Origin of the sequence: Rhizobium sp. N621 (genome assembly GCF_001664325.1) — a bacterium.
Taxonomy (GTDB): Bacteria; Pseudomonadota; Alphaproteobacteria; order Rhizobiales; family Rhizobiaceae; genus Rhizobium; species Rhizobium esperanzae.
In genome coordinates this window covers 3385639-3403018 of sequence record NZ_CP013495.1, presented here as the reverse complement: position 1 = coordinate 3403018, position 17380 = coordinate 3385639, and the positions used below count along the sequence as shown (strand labels likewise).

The following is a 17380-nucleotide window of genomic DNA, read 5'->3' as shown; positions in this document are numbered from 1 at the left end:
GGCATTATCCGATAAAGGCGTTGGGATGACCCATCAGTTCGGCAAACGCCGTGATGGGTAAATCGCCGCGTACCTCAAGGCGCGGGAGTGACAGCAGCTTGTCCGAAAAGCCCGCTTTTGCAGGCCTGGTGGTGAAGCCAATTTGATATCCCGCCTCGGCCAGAATTCCGGGAACACGGAAATCGGTGCAGCCGAAGGGGAGAGCGATAGATGTCGTGGCCGCGCCGAGCCGGTTCTCCAGCGTCTTGCGAGAATGAACCGCTTCGGCCAGTAGCGTGGCGTTATCCAGCGCACTCGCCGGCGTGTGGGTTTCCAGATGAGACCCAAATCGGATGCCCTTTCGATGGAGATCCTCAATGTCGTTCCAAGACATCAGGGGGGCTGGCTCACCGTAAGCGGCATCCCAATCCGATCGGCCGCCCACTTTGTCCGTCACGACGAAGACGTCGGCGCTGAAGCCGTTCTCTACAAGGATGGGATAGGCTTCGGTAAAAAAATCGAGATAGGCATCATCGAAGGTCAGGAAGACCGGCCGCCCCTGTATCGGCTTTCCCACCTGAAGCAGATGGGCCAGCGCATCGGCCGTCAGCCCATAGTAGCCCTGCCGCCGGAGAAACTGCATCTGCTGGCGGAACATCTCCGGCGCGATCCGGAAACGCCGCAGCCGATCGGGACCTTCGCGCGCGATTCTGTGATACATCAACACCGGGATCGAGGTCGTCACTTCGTTCGACCACGCCGCCGCTCGTTCGACACCGGCCGGTCCCCAGATAATGTTTTTGGCCACCTCCGTGTCCAATGGGACACCGTGCCGTTCAATCCGCATTGTGTGTACGGACGTTTCACGCTTGCGGAACCGATGAATGGCGTAAAGCTCGGTCTCGATCGTTTCTTCCAGGGTAAGGTCCGGCAGGTTCGAAAAGACTTTCCTGATGGTGCCGACACCGAACGGATTGTCCCAATCGAAACCGGTCCTTTCGGGCTCGTCTCGCCGGAGATGGGCGTGAGCGGTAATCAGACAGCCGCCTGGCTTCAGTGCTTCGGCAATCTTTCGGCAGACCCGCTCCAAGACCTGTTCGTCATCCATGTAATAGAGGACTTCCGAGCAGACAATCAGGTCCTGTCCGCCAGGAATCTCGTCGCCTGCGAAGTCCAGGACACGAAACTCGGCATTCCCCCACTCTCGGCACCGCTCGGATGCTCTTTCGATCGCACGACGCGAGATGTCCGTTGCCGTCAGCGTCCCGACCTTTTGCGCAAGCTTGGCGGAGAATATCCCCTCCGCACAGGCAAGTTCCAATGCCTTGCCTATCCCTTCCGGGACAAGGCCCAGCGTCTGCTCGTATTTGACCTGTTCGTAGATCGACACGTAGTTCCATGGGTCGGGATGCTCAAAGACCCGTTCCCAATATTCCTCTTTGGAAGCGGCCTCTGACAAAAGGGCTTCCTTTCCCGTTTTTTTTCCGCGGCGCTCGGCTAACACCGCGCCATGCAAGCGCTCATTCTGCCAATCTGCCTTCGAAAGGCGCTGGTCATCCGTTTCCCCGTCGCCTGCCAGAGATTTTATAAGAGCTGCGTCGCGCGTTGACTGGACAAGGCGGCCGAGGCGTCCCCGCCGTCGTCCTCCCCGACGAAGAATCCCAAGGAAGCCTCTATAGTTACGCAAGGTTTCGAATAACCAGTGGCGCGCATAGGCGAAGGTCCTGGGCGTGGGCAGCCGACCGCCTGCATGCATGTCCCGGACGATCAGGCGAACCAATGCGCCGACCGACAGATCTCCCCATAGCGGCCCCACGTGGGCACCGATATGTTTCTGTCCGGACGAAAGCTGCAGTACCAGCGTATCGGCGTCGACGGCCTTGGTAATCTTCGCGAGCTTGTTGACATCGACGCCCACAGCCTGGACGCGTCCGAGCTTAAAAGAACGCGAGACGGCTTCTGATGAAAGCCGCCAGGCAAGAAGCTGCTCTGTCTTTCGTGCGGTTCCGGCCAGCGAATGGCTTTCGATGAGGGCGAGGAGCCGCGCGACTGCCGGTGCCCACGAGTCCATCAGGTCGATCAAGGCGGCAGTATTCTCAACCGATTGGCCCGTCTGCAACCCATGAAGGATGGCCACTGCCATCATGTCTTCGTGGCCCGAGCCATCGGGAAATTCCGGCAGAAGCTCGGCCAGGTCCTTGGGATCGGTTTCCGCACAAAGATGCATCGACGCGATCCAAATGAAGACGCGAAGCTGGCTAAGGGCCGGCTTCGGCCAAGCGTCGTCCTCGCCCTGCGTCGGCAAGCTCCGCTCAACTTGCAAGGCCCGCGCCCTTTCCGTCACGACAATCGCGTCCCGCATCATCCTGATTGGATCGGACGACAGAGAGCCGGCCTTCATGCGATAGAAGGCCAGGCATTTGTCCACCCGCTGGAATCGAGCCCCGGCGAACGCCATGCGAAGCCAGAGATCCCAGTCCTCGCAGGTTTGTAATGTGACATCCATGCCGCCCAGTTCCGTAAAAAGGCGCTTGGGAAAGACTGCCGTATGAATGGCCAGAGCGCAAATTGACGAAAATTGTTGGATTGCACGATCTCCGGTAAGATCATGCGCCTGCTCGATCTTCTGCATCCGGCCGTCGGCCGTGACGCGGCGATAGCTGCAATGGGCGATTAGTGGCTGAGACTGGTTGCTGGCGATCGGCAGCATGCTTTCGTTGAAGGCGGGATCCAGCCAGTCGTCGGCATCGAGCATGCAGAGGAGAGGCGCAGCGGCAAGCTGAGCGGCTGCATTGCGTGCGGCGGCGGCACCGGCATTCGGTTGACGGTAAAGCGTAATCCGCCCGTCCGCGTTGGCAAGGTTTTCAAGGACCTCCCAAGTCCCGTCGGTCGAGCCGTCATCCACCACGACCGCCTGCCAGTTCGATATCGTCTGATTTTGCAGGCTGCCCAGACAATCCGACAGCGTACCGGCGGCATTATAGGCCGGGATGAGAAAGGAGATCGCAGGTCTCGACGCCGTCACCATGGCTGCATTTTCCAGCGGCCGAGAAGATAAAATGCGCCCTGCAGGCTCCCCAGAACCTCTTCCTTCAGAAAGAAGTTGTCCGAAGTCGCTCCGCGTTCGAGCCGCTTCGCGAACCTTTTGAGATGATACCAGGGGAGCGACATCAGCATGCGGCGCAGATTGCCCAGCTTGCCGGTGTTCTGGTACTGGATCAGCAGCGCAGCGACATGGCCTTTCATATATTGATGGATCTGTTTTGCCAGCCCTTCCATGTCCTTGCGGTGAAAATGCCACGAAACCGCGGTCGGCTCGTAGCGGCAAGTATGGCCATGATGGAGAAGCCGATCCCAGAATTCGGAGTCGTCCGAACACCCAGCCGCCCCCGCACCGAGTCGGACGTCGAATAATCCGCATTCATCGAACACTTTGCGACGAAACGCCTGGCTTGCTCCTGCGCCGACCATCGACATGGGATTTTTATGCCGCTTGTGCCGGCGATAGAAGTGCCGATCGAAGTCCCTGCGCCGATAGCCTCGGCCGAACCCCCAGTGTCTTTCGAATATCAGCTGCGCGGGCGTGGAAAGCTCTCCGGGAAGGACGAGGCCGGTGACGCACCCGATTTCGGGCTGGTCGAACCCCTTCATCAGGTTCTCGAGCCATCGTTCGTGAAGCACCACATCGTCGTCCGTGAAGGCGACGAATTCCGTCGTTGCCGCGCGCACGGCAGCGTTTCGGGCATAGTCGAGGCCGATCCTATCCTCACGGACATAGGTGGCGCCGGCTGCCTCTGCGACACGACGCGTGCCATCGCCGGCCGATGCGTTGTCGACAACGACGATCTCGACCGGCGGAAGAGATTGTCTGGGGATGGATGCCAAGCAGCGGGCCAGCTCGTCGGGCCGGTCCTTGGTGCAGATCAGAATACTGACGTCGTTATTTTTGAGCGGGATTTGCGCGACCTGATGCGCATGCTCGACCGTCTCGGGCTGCACGACGCGCAAGGCGAGTGCGGCCGTGTTCTCTGGCTTGTCGACATAGGCCTGTCCTACGGGAAGTCCATCCGACAGAAAGATCACCAACCCCTCGGAAAGGGCGGATGAGCCGGTATCGACCTCGGCCGAGGCGAGATCCAGATAGCGAATTGGTACGGGAAAGCGGATGTCCTTCAGATCAGCCGGAATTGGTTCTCGCATCAACGCTCTCTCGATCGCACCCTTGAACCTTGCGCATCGGCCCTAGATCGGGCTGATCTGACGGGCACGATGCGCCGGTTCAGAATATCGGCACCCTTCGCGCGTCCGAAAGGCCGCGCGTCGCCCCAAGCCGTCAGCATCAACGATGTGCGCTGCGCAGCTGTGATGATTGCTTCTCGGCCTTCATTTTTTCCCTGAACCATTCGAGCGTCAGGGCCACGCCTTGCTCGTAACTGATCTTACACGACCACTCGGGCATGACGTAGTTCGCATTGCTGAGGTCCGGCCGCCGGTTGGTGGGATCTTGCGGGGGGGAGGGCTCGAAGACGATCGGCACGCCGCCGACGAGGCGGGAGACATATTGTGCGACCTCGAGAACCGAAATCTCGCGATCGTTGCCGATATTCAGCGGCCCCTTATAGTCGGTTTGGTTTATCCAGAAATAACGGGCGAAGCCGTCGACGATATCGTCGACATAACCCCAGCTGCGGGACTGCAGACCGTCGCCGAATACGGTGATCGGGCGGCCCGAGAGCGCCTGGGTGATGAAGTTGGAGACCGCGCGCCCATCGTCGGCGCGGGTGCGGGGGCCATAAATGTTGAAGGGACGGATGACCTTGACGTCGAGCCCCTGGGTGCGCTGCATCTCGAACAGCAGCGATTCCGTGCAGCGCTTGCTCTCGTCGTAGGACGAGCGTGGCCCGGTACAGTCGACCTGGCCCTTGTAGGATTCCGGCTGCGGCGAGACAAGCGGATCGCCATAGACTTCGGAAGACGAGGTAAAGCCGAAACGACCGCCCTTCTTCAGAAGATCGAGAAGCCGCATTGCCCCGAGAAGATTGGCGGAAATCGTCCGCTTCGGCTCCTTCATATACCAGGGCGGCGATGCGGGAGAGGCAAGATGATAGATTTCGTCGAATTTATCGGAGGTCTGCAGCGTTTCGACATCCGATTTCACGAAGTGGAAACGCGGGTCCTTGATGTGCTCGATGTTTTCGAAAAGTCCGGTCCAAAGATTGTCTACAACGACGAGTTTCTGAAGGTCAGTCCGAAGCAGAAGTCGATCGCACAGATGCGATCCGATGAAACCAGCTCCGCCCGAAATCAATACAGTTTTCATTTGCATTGCCCCTGATGACTTCAAAAAAGTAACTGTCTATTAGCATTCCCTATAAGGACTGGCAATTGCTTAGAGAAATTCTAAGAAATACTCGCGCGTTAATCTTAATTATTAATTTGCAGTACTTAAGGTAGTATCACCCTGTGTACTGCGGGGCGAAGTTGCGGACTGACGGACATGCTGCAGCCGGCTCGACTACAGCATGTCCGTCAGTCGCCAAGCGCTCTCTATCATAAGGGTGCAGTCGCGCATCGGGCTAAGGTCCGACTCGAGACGATCACTTGATTCAGCGCATTGCCGTCGGTGTGCATCAAGGCCGACGCGCAAACAGCCCGCTCCGGCGTCCGTCACGCCGATTGCGCCCATTTCCGATCAGTCGACCGCAAGCGCGGTCAATATCTGATAGGCGGCGGCGACCCGATCCTGGTTGGGATAATTTTTATTGGCCAGGATGACGATGCCGAGGCGCTCCTTGGGAATGAAGGCGACATAGGCGCCGAAGCCGTTGGTCGAGCCTGTCTTGTTGATCCAGACGTCGTCACGCGGTTTAATCGGTGGCCTGAGCTCAGAGACCGGAATTGTCTTCAGCATAGCGGCCGAATTGCCCTCGAGCAGGCTCGCCAGGGTGGCGGGATAGGCATATTGCTCCCAGATCAGATCCTGGGTCATAGCCCCGACGCTGAAATATCCGGTATGGGTCCTGGCAATCGCCTGCTGCAGCGTTTCGTCGAGTTTGACCAGGCCCATATTGGCGCCGACGAAGCGGATCATGTCGCCGGCCGTCGATCTCACGCCATAGGCTTCGGAGGAAAGCAGAGCCGGCGTCAGCCGCGCCGGCTCGCCGCTGCGCTTATAGCCTTGAGCATAATCGGCCAGCCGCGACTTCGGCACCTTGATAAAGGTGCTCTTCAATTCGAGAGCGGCAAACAGTTTGCCTTCCATCAGGGCGGCGAAATCGCCGCCCATGGCCTTCGCCGTGATGTAGCCGAGCATGCCGATGCTCGGATTGGCGTAACTTCTCTGCGTCCCCGTCGCGTAGGAGGGCTGCCAGGCGGCGAAATAGGAAAGCAGCTGCTTTTCGGTCTTGACGTCATCGGGCAGCTGCAGCGGAAATCCGCCGGCGGTATGGGTGGCGAGATTGATCAGCGCGACATCGCCGAACGGCTTGCCCTTCATCGCCGGCAGATATGTGCTCACCTTGCCGTCGAGCGAAAATTCGTCCTTCGCGTCAGCGTAAGATGCCAGCGTCGCAGTGAAAGTCTTGCTGATCGATCCGAGTTCGAACAGCGTCGTCGGCGCCACCGGCCGGCCGGTCTCCTTCGATTCGACGCCATAAGTGAAGACATGCTGCTCTCCATCGACGGTGATGCCGACGGCAACGCCCGGGATGGCGTTTTTCTCCATGACCGGCTTGATCGCGGCGTCGACGATCGTCCGCACTTTCGCGGCATCGGCGGCAAAGCCGCTTGCGCAAGCACATGCCGGGATCAAAGCGGCCGATAAAATTCCTATCCCAATAATCTTCATATCAGTCATCCTCCAAAGGTCGGTCAACAGAGCTTGAAGCGCACTCAGACCGCGTTTAAAGGCGCTGTTTTCCGATCACAAACGATGATATCTCGCGGGAGATAAAAGAAAATCTAGGGCTTACATGGTTCGTCCATTCCTCCCGCTGAACAGTCTCCGCGCCTTCGAAGCCTCCGCCAGACATCTGAGCTTCACCCGCGCTGCAATCGAGCTCTGTGTCACCCAGGCGGCCGTCAGCCAGCAGGTCAAGGGACTGGAGAAGCGGCTGGGCGTGGCGCTGTTCCAGCGCCTTCCCCGCGGCTTGAAGATCACCGCGGAAGGCGAGGCGCTGCTGCCAACGGTCACCGCCTCCTTCGACCAGATGGCGAAGACGCTCGACAGGATCGAGGCCGGGCAGGTGCGCGAGCTCATGTTCCTCGGTGTCGTCGGAACCTTCGCCGTCGGCTGGCTCCTGCCGCGGCTTGCGGATTTCCAGCGCCGGCATCCCTTCATCGATCTGCGCATTTCCACCAACAACAACCGCGTCGATCCGGCGGCGGAAGGGCTCGATTTCGCCATCCGCTTCGGCAGCGGCTCATGGCACGGCACGCAGGCTGAGCGCCTGTTCGAAGCGCCGCTTTCGCCTCTCTGCATCCCGAAACTGGCCGACGAACTCCGATCGCCGGCAGACCTTGCCGGGGCGACATTGCTTCGCAGCTATCGCACGGATGAGTGGAGCACCTGGTTCCAGGCCACGGGCGTGCCGCCGGCCGCCCAGGTCAATGCCGGCATCGTCTTCGATTCCTCCGTCGGCATGATGGAGGCGGCTCTGCAGGGGCTCGGCGTGGCGCTCGCCCCGCCCTCGATGTTTTCAAGGCACCTCTGCTCGGGTGCGATCGTGCAGCCCTTCGCCACCGTCATCTCGCTCGGAAGCTATTGGCTGACGCGCCTGCAGTCGCGGCCGGTCACGGCGGCCATGCGCGCTTTTTCCGACTGGATCTTTTCGGAAATCGAAAGGTAATCCAGGGGAGCGCCCACCGGAATGGGCGCTCCGATTGAGGCGTCATTTCTGGATGCAAGTATCGACCGTATCCTTGGTGCACTCGTCCAGCCCGGTAAAGACCGGATCATCGACCTTCTTGCCCGAGATCAGGTCCATCATCACGGTCGGCGCCTTGTAGCCCATTTCGAACGGCCGCTGGCCGACGAGCGCGGTTACCAGGCCTTCCTTAGCGATCGCCACTTCATCGCCAATGGTGTCGGCGGCGCCGATGACGAACTCGTTCTTGCCGATCTTGTCGGCCATCGGCTTGAACAGGTCGCGATAGGGCTGCGGGGCGCCGAACAGCGGCCAGCCGCCCATAATGCCGAAGGCGTCGAGGTCGGGATTGGCGGCGAGGATGTCGGTCATCGCCTGCACGCCCTTGGCGCCGTCGTCATTTGTAAAGACCGGGCAGCCCGCCACCTCGGTCCAGCCGCCTTCGCCCTTAAGGGCGTCGAGTCCCTTCTTGCCGCTCAACGTGTCACGCATACCCTGGGCGCGGCGCAGGATGTTGTCGGCGCCGGGATTGCCTTCGATCGTGCAGATCTTGCCGCCCTTCGGCTTGGCCTTCTTGATATATTCGCCGATCTTGGCGCCCATCAGGTAGTTGTCGGTGCCGAGATAGGTCTTGCGCAAAGCCGAATCTTCGGCCGCCAGATCGGCATCGAGCGTCATGACGGGTACGCTCGGATTGGCGGTCTTGAGCGTCTGGGCGATCAGCTTGGCGTTCGACGGCGAGATGGCGATCGCCGCCGTATCGGCCTTGCCGAGCATATCCTGGACGATCTGCGCTTCGCCGGCCTCGTCCGAGGTCGATGCCGGGCCGGTATAGAAGCATTCATATTCGGCCGAGGCGTTTTCCTTGTTCCATTTCTGGCAACCCTGGTTGATCGCCTCGAAGAACGGGTTGTCGAGGCCCTTGACGACGATGACCAGCTGCTTCTTGGCGGCCATGGCCTCACCGGCCGTGAACGCCAGGACTGCAGCAGCAGCCAGCAATAATGCCTTCCTCATAGCTTCCTCCCTTTTTGAAAAGGCGGACGCCTTCGTCCGCCCTGTTATCAACCGGGATACCAGACGATACGAGGCTCCTCCCTTGAACGCCGGTATTCCCAGGCTGAATCGATGAGCTTTTCCAGATCGTAGACGGGGCGCCAGTCCAGGAGGAACTTCGCCTTGCTGTTATCCATCCAGTTCGAGTGGTATTCACTCGGGATGTCGACGGAGCCGAGCCCGCGCGTGCGGGCGAGATAAGCGGCGACTTCGCCGTAATCGACCGGCCGATCCATTGCGATGTTGAAGAGCTGGCCCACGGCACGCGGATTGTCGATCGCCGCCAGGATCGCGGAGACGAGATCGTCGACATGGACGAAATTGCGCTTCAGCGGCCGCCCGTCGGCATCGCGCAGCAGCGGCACCGTGCCGTCGCGCGCATAACGTTCCGCATCGGCCGGCGGCACCAGGCTCTTCCAATCCGGCCCGCCGAACACGTCGTCGCCGAAAGAGAGGGTAAACTTGAAATCGTCCTTCTCCATGATCCAGGGCGCGCGCAGACAGCAGCTGTTTATGCCGTATTGGATGGCGAACTGCTCCAGCATCACCTCTTCAAGCACCTTGGAGAGCGCGTAGCAGCCGGGATATGCCCGATGCGGCGTCTTTTCGGTCACCGGCCCGTCGTGACGATAGAAGAAATGGCCGATGCCGGCATCGCCGCCGATGAGGATGAACTGGCGCGCTGTCGGGTTTAGGCGAAAGGCCTCGAGCAGCCAGAACAGCCCCTTGACGGTAACATCCATCACATCGTCAGGCGTTTCTTTGCAGGTGGCGAGATGCAGCACATGGGTGACGCCCGCCATCGCCGCTGTCACGACGGCGCTGTCGGCGATCGAACCCTTGATGACCTCGATGCGGTCGGACTCTTCGATCACGCGGTTGTGGCAAAGCGCGCGAATGCGTGCATTGGAAAACTTCGGCTCGTCAAGCAGCCCAGATATGAAGCGCCGCCCGACCTTGCCCGTAGCCCCGGTGACAAGGATCAGCATGGTCTCTCTCCCAGCAACAGCTAATATCCCAGCGTTTCCGGCGTCAATCTGTATTTGCGCGGCGAAGTAGATTTTTGCTTGAGCGGGCCGGTTAGGCCGAGATTTTATTGACCATTCCTCGGCCATTTGCGTAAATGATCATAATCGCTTTTTCGGGAGGAGATCGGGAGAGCGAGATTGCAGGTGGCTGGCGTCCGGTGCGCGACGGCAGCCTGCGGGTTCCGGGGAGGGTGGTCGGCTGGCAGCGGTTCTCGAACTTACCAATATTTCCAAGCATTTTGGTGCCATCCAGGCGGTGAACGACGTGTCGTTTACGCTCGAAGCCGGCCAGGTCGTCGGTCTGATGGGCGATAACGGCGCGGGAAAGAGCACGCTGGTAAAGATGATCGCCGGCAACTTCCGGCCGAGCGAGGGTACGATGCGGCTCGACGGCAAGGAGATCGTCATGCACCGGCCGGTCGAGGCGCGCCAGCACGGCATCGAGATTGTCCATCAGGATCTGGCGCTCTGCAACAATCTGACCGCCGCGGCCAACGTCTTCCTCGGCCGCGAGCTCCGCCGCGGTGTCGGCCCGTTCCGCATCCTCGATTACAAGACGATGTACCGGCGCGCCGGCGAGATCTTCAAGGAATTGAAATCGGAAACCCGCCCACGCGACCTCGTCAAGCAGATGTCGGGCGGCCAGCGGCAGGCGGTGGCGATCGGCCGCACCATGCTGTCGGAAGCGAAGATCGTGCTGATGGACGAGCCGACCGCTGCGATTTCGGTCCGCCAGGTGGCCGAGGTCTTGAACCTGATCCGCGAATTGCGCGACCGCGGCATCGCGGTCGTGCTGATCAGCCACCGCATGCCGGACGTCTTTACCGTCGCCGATCGGGTGATCGTCATGCGCCGCGGCCGGAAAGTCGCCGACAAATCGATCGCGTCGAGTTCGCCGGAGGAAGTGACGGGTCTGATAACAGGCGCCATCGAACAGGTTTGAGCGGCGCGACACGGGCAGAAAAGAAGGCAGCAATGGCAGTTACCCTTGACCAGACGATTGCGCAGAGAGAGCGAAGCCGGCTTTCGGAGTTTGTCGGCAGCCAGACCTTCTGGGTGCTGGTCGCCGTCATTCTCGCCTGCCTTTTCCTGTCCTTCGCCACCGATTCCTTCGCGACGGCGAAGAACCTCTATAACATCACCCGCAACGTCACCTTCGTCGCCATCATTGCGCTCGGCATGACGCTTGTGATCATCACCGGCGGCATCGACCTGTCAGTGGGCTCGGTGCTCTGCCTCTGCAGCATGGTGCTGGCTGTCACCATGCATGCCGGTTATGGCATCGAAATCGGCATAGCGGCCGCGATCGGCACGGCGCTTGTCGTCGGCGCCTTCAATGGCGTGATGATCGCCTATCTCGATTTCCCGCCCTTCGTGGTGACGCTCGGCATGCTGTCGGTGGCGCGCAGCCTGGCCATGGTCGCCTCCAACAACACCGTCGTTTTCCAGTTCGGTCCCGACCACGACAAGCTCCTGGCGCTCGGCGGCGGCGCCTGGTTCCTCGGCATCGCCAATCCGGTCCTCTACATGATCATTCTGGCGCTTCTGACCGGCTTCGTGCTGCGCTGGACGCGCTTCGGCCGCTATATTTTCGCCATCGGCGGCAATGAACACGCCGCGACACTGACCGGCGTTCCGGTGCGCCGCATCAAGGTCGCCGTCTACATGATCTCGGCGCTGTCCGCCGGCATTGCCGGCATCGTCCAGACCGGCTGGCTCGGCGCCGTCACCACCAATATCGGCGCCGGCATGGAGCTGCAGGTCATCGCCGCCGCCGTCATCGGCGGCGCCAATTTGGCCGGCGGCGTCGGCACCGCCTTCGGCGCCCTGGTCGGTGCGGCGCTGATCGAAGTGATCCGCAACAGCCTCGGCCTGCTCGGCATCAACGCCTTCTGGCAGGGGACCTTTATCGGCGGCGCGATCGTGCTGGCGGTGCTGTTCGACCGGATCCGCAATTTCAGGCAGAGCGAGTAGAAGTCCTCTTCTGCCTCGGGCAGGGTCTGACTCGGCCATCTTTGACGGAGGGGTATGCGTTGCAGCGAAGGCTGGCAGCTATTCTGATCGCCGACGTCGTCGGCTATTCAAGGCTTGTGGAGAAGGATGAGGGTAAGACGCTTACTGCCCTTGGCGAGCTGCAGGCCACGACGTTTCAGCCGCTCATCATCGCACATTCGGGACGGCTGGTGAAACTGACAGGCGACGGGTTTATCGCGGAGTTTTCCTCGGTGGTCGAAGCTGTGTCCTGCGCGATTGCCATGCAGAATACGGCAGCAGAGCATCGGAGATCGTCCGACCCTGACAGCAGCATTGTCTACCGAATGGGGATAAACCTCGGGGATGTCGTCGTTGAGGGGGACGACCTTCTAGGGGATGCGGTCAACATCGCCGCGCGCCTGGAACAATTGTGCCCACCGGGCGACGTCCTGATGTCGGGCTCCGCGTACGAGCACCTCGCCGGCAAGATTGACGCAACGGTCGAATACGTTGGAGAGCAGCATCTCAAAAACATTCACGGCCTATCAAAGCCTATCATCTGCCGCTAAGCGGATCTCAATTCATATCGCACAAGAGAAAATCGGATTAAGGCCTTGCGTTTTGCCGAAACCGCTTTCTCCCTCGATTCCAGCGATCCACGCGTGCAATGTACGCTGGGTTACATATCGATGACCTGGCGGGACTTCAAAAGAGCAGAGCATCATCTCAATCTGGCAAAGGCTATGAACCCCAACGACGCGACGATCCTGATCCTCTGGGCATCGCTGCAAGGAGCGCTAGGTCGTCCAGAATTGGGATTGGCAGGTGCGGAGATAGCCTGCCGGCTAAACACGCTGCATCCAAGCTGGTATAACTACTACAAGGCCCGGCTTCTGTTTCTTGGCGGCCGGTACAGCGAAGCGGCACTTCTCCTCGAACAGCGAACTTTCGACACGCCAGAAACGGAGCCGCGCGATATGGCTTGGCGTGCCGCATCCTACGCGCAACTTGATCGGCTTGAGGATGCGAAAAGCTGCGCAGAGGCGTTCGTAAGGGCCGTCGGTAAGCGATGGTGCGGGGACCCAACCGCAGGTCCGTCTGAATACACCGACTGGCTTATCGATGTTTCATACCTAGAAAGGGCAGACGACATGTTGCACCTGCGCGACGCGCTGAAGCTCGCGGGGCTGCCTGCTTGATGAGTGCGGCAATGAGTTTGGCAGGAAAAGACACCTATCGTCTGACCCTCGGTCCGTGTCGGACAACCACGATGAAGCGCCGGTGTGCTCCGCCGAGAGCAGTCATGCCGGTTCTGCCCCAGCCGCCTATGAGCGTGACTCATACGGAGTCCGGAAGGTGGGTGTACCGCAGCCTACGCTGCCGGTGGGCGGTACCGGATCGACTTCGCTCTTCCCAAGGCCTGGATCGTATCCTCGACTTCAAGGAGCACGGTGGTCTCAATAGAGCTGAGCGCGCCGCCGGCGCCGATCGCAAGCGTGACGGCCGCCATCGATACGTTGTCAGGCGCCTCCCACAAATTCCATCCGTCATGCTCCCCGAAGGCGTACCAGAATCCATGGAGTTTGCCGCCCACGGATTCGATATAGCTGCGTGCCGCCTCTCGGCGATCCTCAGGATTTTCGATCATGCGCGCCCAGGTCTCGGGCGTGTAGCTGAAGCGCGTGAGATACATGGCCATGGTCTGCTTCCTCCGCCAGAGCGATAGAGTAAACGCCCAAGCCAAGAGGAAGGCGAGTCACTCAATGTGGCTATCCGGCTCTCCTGCGTCCGCACCGCCAGCTGCTGTTGCATCAGAGGGGCAGGGCTATGAAAAGAGATCTGGGCTTGATCGCGGGCGTGGCTTGACCGCGAGATCCCGCTTCAATTCACCGGTCGCGCTTGTTAGAATGGCCAACGGCGCGGCTGCCCGCCCGGATGCGCAGACTGGCCGAACCGTCAAAGGCGGCGGAGATGGAACAACAGCAACTCAGTCATCGACTGGCCAGCGACAGCGATCTGGACGACCTCAAATTGCTGATGGATGCGGCTATCGCGGAGAACCAGAAACCCTTTCTGACGGCCGAACAGATTTCTTCGAGCCGCGCCATCATGGGCCTGGATAGCCAGCTGGTTGCGGACGGCACCTATTTTGTCGTCGAGATCGACGGGGTTCTGGTGGGGTGTGGTGGGTGGAGCCGACGCGCAACGCTCTATGGCGGCGATCGCACGCCCGGTCGCGATGCCGCTCTCCTCGATCCTGCCAGAGACCCGGCCCGCATCAGGGCGATGTACACGCACCCGAACTTTACACGACGCGGCATCGGCCGGCTGATCATGGCGCTCTGCGAGGCGGCGGCGCACAAGGAAGGCTTCCGGGAAATCGAATTGATGGCGACGTTATCGGGTGAACCGCTCTATCGCACGTGCGGATATCGCGCCATTGAACGCGTGGAAGACGCACGCGGCGGCGCAAGCGTTCCCCTGATCAGAATGCGAAGGCCGCTCGAAGCCTAGGCGAGAACGCTCTTTTTGCCGTCGTCGCATTGTGGCCGGTCGACTGCTTCCGTCGTCTCTTTACTGCGTGGGGAAACGGCTCAGCATCCGGTCGTGGACATTCTCCTCACCGACGATCATCGCCGCCAGCGAGATGGCTTTCTCGCGGTCGGCGGTCTTTGTTATATAGCCTTCGAGCAGCACGACAGGGCCGAGCATCCTGACTTCGATAGCGCTGCTGTCGATGTCGGGATCAGCGGAAAGGGCTGCTTCGATTGTTGCGATGGTTGCTGCCGAACTGTGGCCTTGCGAAAAGCGCTCTTCGTGGTTGTTGTTGGGGCCGAACTTCATCTCCTCCTCCCGTTCCGCCCCTCCACGGACCTTCAGGTTACATGCATCTGTTATATGAACCGCAGGTGCCGCCCTTCCAGTCCGACTTAGGTCCGGCTTTTCCCCGGCATCACCTGCCTTAGATGCTTCCCGTCCGATTGAAGGACATCTCGGGAAGGTCCTGGTCGTCGCGAAGCACCGCCGAGACCTCCTGGCGAAGCGCCAACTTGCCGATCCCGGCGTCCGCGTTTCAGCGGATGGGAAAGGTTTCTTGTGGAGGGTAAATGAACGAATGGCAATACAGACGGTCGGCATCGTGGACTGGCACACGAGCGAAGACTTCGCGCCTCTAATGCTTGTGATGGACGGTCAGGAAAAACACAGGCTGGTCCGGTCGCTCGGCGAGGTCGCCGGCGCTCTTATCGCCGCCTGGCCGACGGATGACGGCCGGGAGTATATAGCGGCTGTAAAGACCTGCCTGGACGCGATCCAGGGCAACATTTCGCCCGATGTGGCGCGCGCCGCACTCATTCGCGCCGCGGAGGAAGCCGGAGTACGGGTGATCGCGGTTGTTCACTGAGACAGTGAGATGAGCCGGCGGCATATGCACAGCGCCGTTCGGCCGGATGAAATGGTGGGGCGGCCGGCGATAGCTTGCCGCTGCCCTGCCGCAGCTCGCAATCGGATGTCAGAAGGGTGTCTCGGGGGTAGTGTGGATCGCACAGAGCATAGGGGTGCGCGCGGAGACAGGAGAGGCTCCCTCTGCGCGATCCGAAGCAAGAAACGCCCGCGGGCCGCAAGAGTTTCCGTACGGTGTCGTACAGAGCAAAGTACTTGTGAAAAAAAGCCCCGCTGGATTGCGGGGCTGCGAAGAGTTTGAAAGGACAAATGCGAAGTCGACTGAGCGACGATCACATCCGCACTCTTAACTCGCCGGCATTGAAGAAGTTCCTACGACTTATGATCTTGTCGATACGGCTCGGAAACGCTCAGCGAGTGATGATATATTTCAAACCTTGCGTTGAAATATTTTGATCGCTCTGTTGATCTGATCGCGAACGGAGAGAAGAGCATCTCTGTTATTTCAGTGTCACCATTGGCTCTCCGCCCTTGTCCCACAGCAACGGAGCAATTCTCTGGCGCAATTTTAGAAACGCCTTCCGGCCCCTATGCACCTGTCGTTTTCCTGTGGTCACCCCCCCGGGAGCGACGAAAACCGGCTGGCGTCGAACGGACCTGTGGCGGCGACCGGAACGGGATTCTCGTCTGAAGCCGCGACATTCGCCTCGCGATGGACCGTGCGTGGGGAAAGGCGAGGCGCGCTCAATCCGATAGCCGCCCCGGGAGAATGCAGCGCCCATTGCATCAGCGCCGCTTCGGACGTCGATCCAAGGAAATCTGCTTCTTCCCAGGACGCGGTCATCGGCAGGGAGGCGATCATGTCGGTGCCCTGCCTGGAGGTCTGCTGTGCGGCAACGACGGGATGGAAACGAGCGTGAGCCGGCAATGCGGGCGGCCGTCTCTCCGGAAGTGCTGCAATCGGGCCGATCGAGGCAGTCACCAGTTTATCGTCCGCGCCCGCGTCGAGGGCGAGGGGGCGCATCGCCGGTATCGGAATCGGGAGAGATGAAAGGTCGGGAACGGAGCCTTTGTCATCCCGCTCGACCGCGCCGGTCTGCTGCGCCAGCGCATCCAAGGCCCGGCTTCTCGACGTCGGCAGCAGCGCCGTCACCAGCTTGTTGTCTGTGGTGCCGCCGCTCGGGGTGGCGGAGGCTCCCGTGTCTTCGTCTTCTCCGGCGGTGCCGGCGATCTCGATCGCGCTGGAGCTGACGCGCTTCCTGTAGTTCGCAACCGCCTGATTATATCCCGGCAGGGGCCGGCCATCGGCCGGAAGATGCATCGTCTTTCCATTCGGGAATATGCGCGCGAGTTCCTGCCGGGACATGCGGGGCCAGGCCCGGACATTGCCGACGTCGAGATGCACGAAGGGCGATCCCGAGGTTGGATAATATCCGACACCGCCGACCTGCATCTGCATGGCAATGGCACGCAGTGTCGCAAGCTTCACGCCGGGAACGTAGAAATCCATCGCCTTGCCCAGCATGTGCTGGCTCTTCTTGGCGACGCCAGTGCTGCGCGAGCGGTTGCGCAGCATGTTGTTGGTGGCAGGGGAACGATAGGCGGAGACGACGTGGATGTAATCCCTGCCGCCGCTCTTCTTATACACCTCCCAGACCAGGTCGAGCAGCCGCGGATCCATCCGGGTCGGCTCGTTCCTTCGCCAGTCGCGCAGAAAGCGATTGATCTGGGCGAGGCCCCTTGAATCGAATCTTCCATCCCGCTTGTAGGTAATCGTCGCCCTTTCGCCCGTATGGGTAAAGAACAGCTTCAGCGCCCGATCTTCCGCCGAGGCGAGGGATGCAGACCCGGCAAGTGCCGGCAGCGCAAACAGAGCCGGCAGAACGGTCTGCGCTGCGAAGCGTTTGGCACGCGACAGGAGCGCGGCAATTCCGCCCAAGGCTTCACCCGATAAACCCTGTGAATACTCCAACACGAACAATCCCGTCCCACACCAAACATTGTCGACGGGCGGAAACCTCCGCATCCATCAGGCCTAGTAAAGCCAGCTTATGGTCAACAAAATGCTAACGAGCG

General features: G+C 60.4%; 16 protein-coding genes. 7 read left to right on the top strand and 9 right to left on the bottom strand.

What is annotated here, in order from left to right; translation table 11 throughout:
* Positions 1-4: 4 nt before the first annotated feature.
* The 4 genes from AMK00_RS16495 to ampC all read right to left on the bottom strand — a co-directional run bounded on the left by AMK00_RS16495 (position 5) and on the right by ampC (position 6826).
* Positions 5-3007: a glycosyltransferase gene (locus AMK00_RS16495; protein WP_064811111.1), complete on the bottom strand. Its 3003-nt coding sequence runs from the start codon at positions 3005-3007 to the stop codon at positions 5-7.
* The gene (locus AMK00_RS16490; protein WP_064811110.1) at positions 3001-4179 is read right to left on the bottom strand and encodes a glycosyltransferase family 2 protein; all 1179 of its coding nucleotides are present in this window, start codon (positions 4177-4179) and stop codon (positions 3001-3003) included. The genes AMK00_RS16495 and AMK00_RS16490 overlap by 7 nt, the downstream gene beginning before the upstream one ends.
* Positions 4180-4318: 139 nt before the next feature.
* The gene (locus AMK00_RS16485) at positions 4319-5299 is read right to left on the bottom strand and encodes an NAD-dependent epimerase/dehydratase family protein (protein ID WP_064804350.1); all 981 of its coding nucleotides are present in this window, start codon (positions 5297-5299) and stop codon (positions 4319-4321) included.
* Positions 5300-5671: 372 nt separating this feature from the next.
* Positions 5672-6826 carry a class C beta-lactamase gene (gene ampC / locus AMK00_RS16480; protein WP_082240323.1) on the bottom strand — a complete coding sequence of 385 codons (1155 nt, stop codon included), beginning with the start codon at positions 6824-6826 and terminating at the stop codon, positions 5672-5674.
* A 124-nt stretch (positions 6827-6950) separates the two neighbouring features.
* Here ampC and AMK00_RS16475 point away from each other — a divergent pair, with 124 nt between their 5' ends.
* A complete protein-coding gene (locus AMK00_RS16475) occupies positions 6951-7826 on the top strand; it encodes a LysR family transcriptional regulator (RefSeq protein WP_064804346.1) in 876 nt (291 codons plus the stop codon).
* Positions 7827-7868: 42 nt separating this feature from the next.
* Here the strand turns inward: AMK00_RS16475 and AMK00_RS16470 are convergent, their stop codons facing one another.
* Together AMK00_RS16470 and AMK00_RS16465 are read right to left on the bottom strand one after the other, a co-directional pair.
* Positions 7869-8861: a sugar-binding protein gene (locus AMK00_RS16470; protein ID WP_064804344.1), complete on the bottom strand. Its 993-nt coding sequence runs from the start codon at positions 8859-8861 to the stop codon at positions 7869-7871.
* A 47-nt stretch (positions 8862-8908) separates the two neighbouring features.
* Complete coding sequence (locus AMK00_RS16465) at positions 8909-9889, bottom strand: NAD-dependent epimerase/dehydratase family protein (protein WP_064804342.1); 981 nt, start codon at positions 9887-9889, stop codon at positions 8909-8911.
* 187 nt (positions 9890-10076) lie between these two features.
* Here AMK00_RS16465 and AMK00_RS16460 point away from each other — a divergent pair, with 187 nt between their 5' ends.
* From AMK00_RS16460 to AMK00_RS33060, 4 genes are read left to right on the top strand one after another with little or no spacing between them, the layout of a single operon-like run.
* On the top strand, positions 10077-10871 hold the full coding sequence (locus AMK00_RS16460; protein ID WP_237350481.1) for an ATP-binding cassette domain-containing protein: 795 nt from the start codon (positions 10077-10079) through the stop codon (positions 10869-10871).
* A gap of 32 nt (positions 10872-10903) precedes the next feature.
* Positions 10904-11902 carry an ABC transporter permease gene (locus tag AMK00_RS16455; protein WP_064811107.1) on the top strand — a complete coding sequence of 333 codons (999 nt, stop codon included), beginning with the start codon at positions 10904-10906 and terminating at the stop codon, positions 11900-11902.
* Positions 11903-11961: 59 nt separating this feature from the next.
* Positions 11962-12471, top strand: coding sequence for an adenylate/guanylate cyclase domain-containing protein (locus tag AMK00_RS33065; RefSeq protein WP_064811106.1), 510 nt, complete (start codon positions 11962-11964; stop codon positions 12469-12471).
* A 45-nt stretch (positions 12472-12516) separates the two neighbouring features.
* Positions 12517-13101 carry a tetratricopeptide repeat protein gene (locus AMK00_RS33060; RefSeq protein WP_237350414.1) on the top strand — a complete coding sequence of 195 codons (585 nt, stop codon included), beginning with the start codon at positions 12517-12519 and terminating at the stop codon, positions 13099-13101.
* A 173-nt stretch (positions 13102-13274) separates the two neighbouring features.
* On the opposite strand, the gene AMK00_RS16440 is transcribed toward AMK00_RS33060, so the two are convergent.
* Positions 13275-13601 carry a GYD domain-containing protein gene (locus AMK00_RS16440; protein WP_064811104.1) on the bottom strand — a complete coding sequence of 109 codons (327 nt, stop codon included), beginning with the start codon at positions 13599-13601 and terminating at the stop codon, positions 13275-13277.
* A gap of 272 nt (positions 13602-13873) precedes the next feature.
* On the opposite strand from AMK00_RS16440, the gene AMK00_RS16435 reads away from it, so the two are divergent.
* Positions 13874-14416 (top strand): GNAT family N-acetyltransferase, encoded by a 543-nt coding sequence (locus AMK00_RS16435; protein WP_064811745.1) that lies wholly within the window; start codon positions 13874-13876, stop codon positions 14414-14416.
* A 60-nt stretch (positions 14417-14476) separates the two neighbouring features.
* Here the strand turns inward: AMK00_RS16435 and AMK00_RS16430 are convergent, their stop codons facing one another.
* A complete protein-coding gene (locus AMK00_RS16430; RefSeq protein ID WP_064811103.1) occupies positions 14477-14746 on the bottom strand; it encodes a BON domain-containing protein in 270 nt (89 codons plus the stop codon).
* Between the two features lie 277 nt (positions 14747-15023).
* On the opposite strand from AMK00_RS16430, the gene AMK00_RS16425 reads away from it, so the two are divergent.
* Positions 15024-15305: a DUF982 domain-containing protein gene (locus AMK00_RS16425; protein WP_064811744.1), complete on the top strand. Its 282-nt coding sequence runs from the start codon at positions 15024-15026 to the stop codon at positions 15303-15305.
* Between the two features lie 612 nt (positions 15306-15917).
* Here the strand turns inward: AMK00_RS16425 and AMK00_RS16420 are convergent.
* Positions 15918-17330 (bottom strand): DUF882 domain-containing protein, encoded by a 1413-nt coding sequence (locus AMK00_RS16420; RefSeq protein WP_064811102.1) that lies wholly within the window; start codon positions 17328-17330, stop codon positions 15918-15920.
* Positions 17331-17380 lie beyond the last annotated feature (50 nt).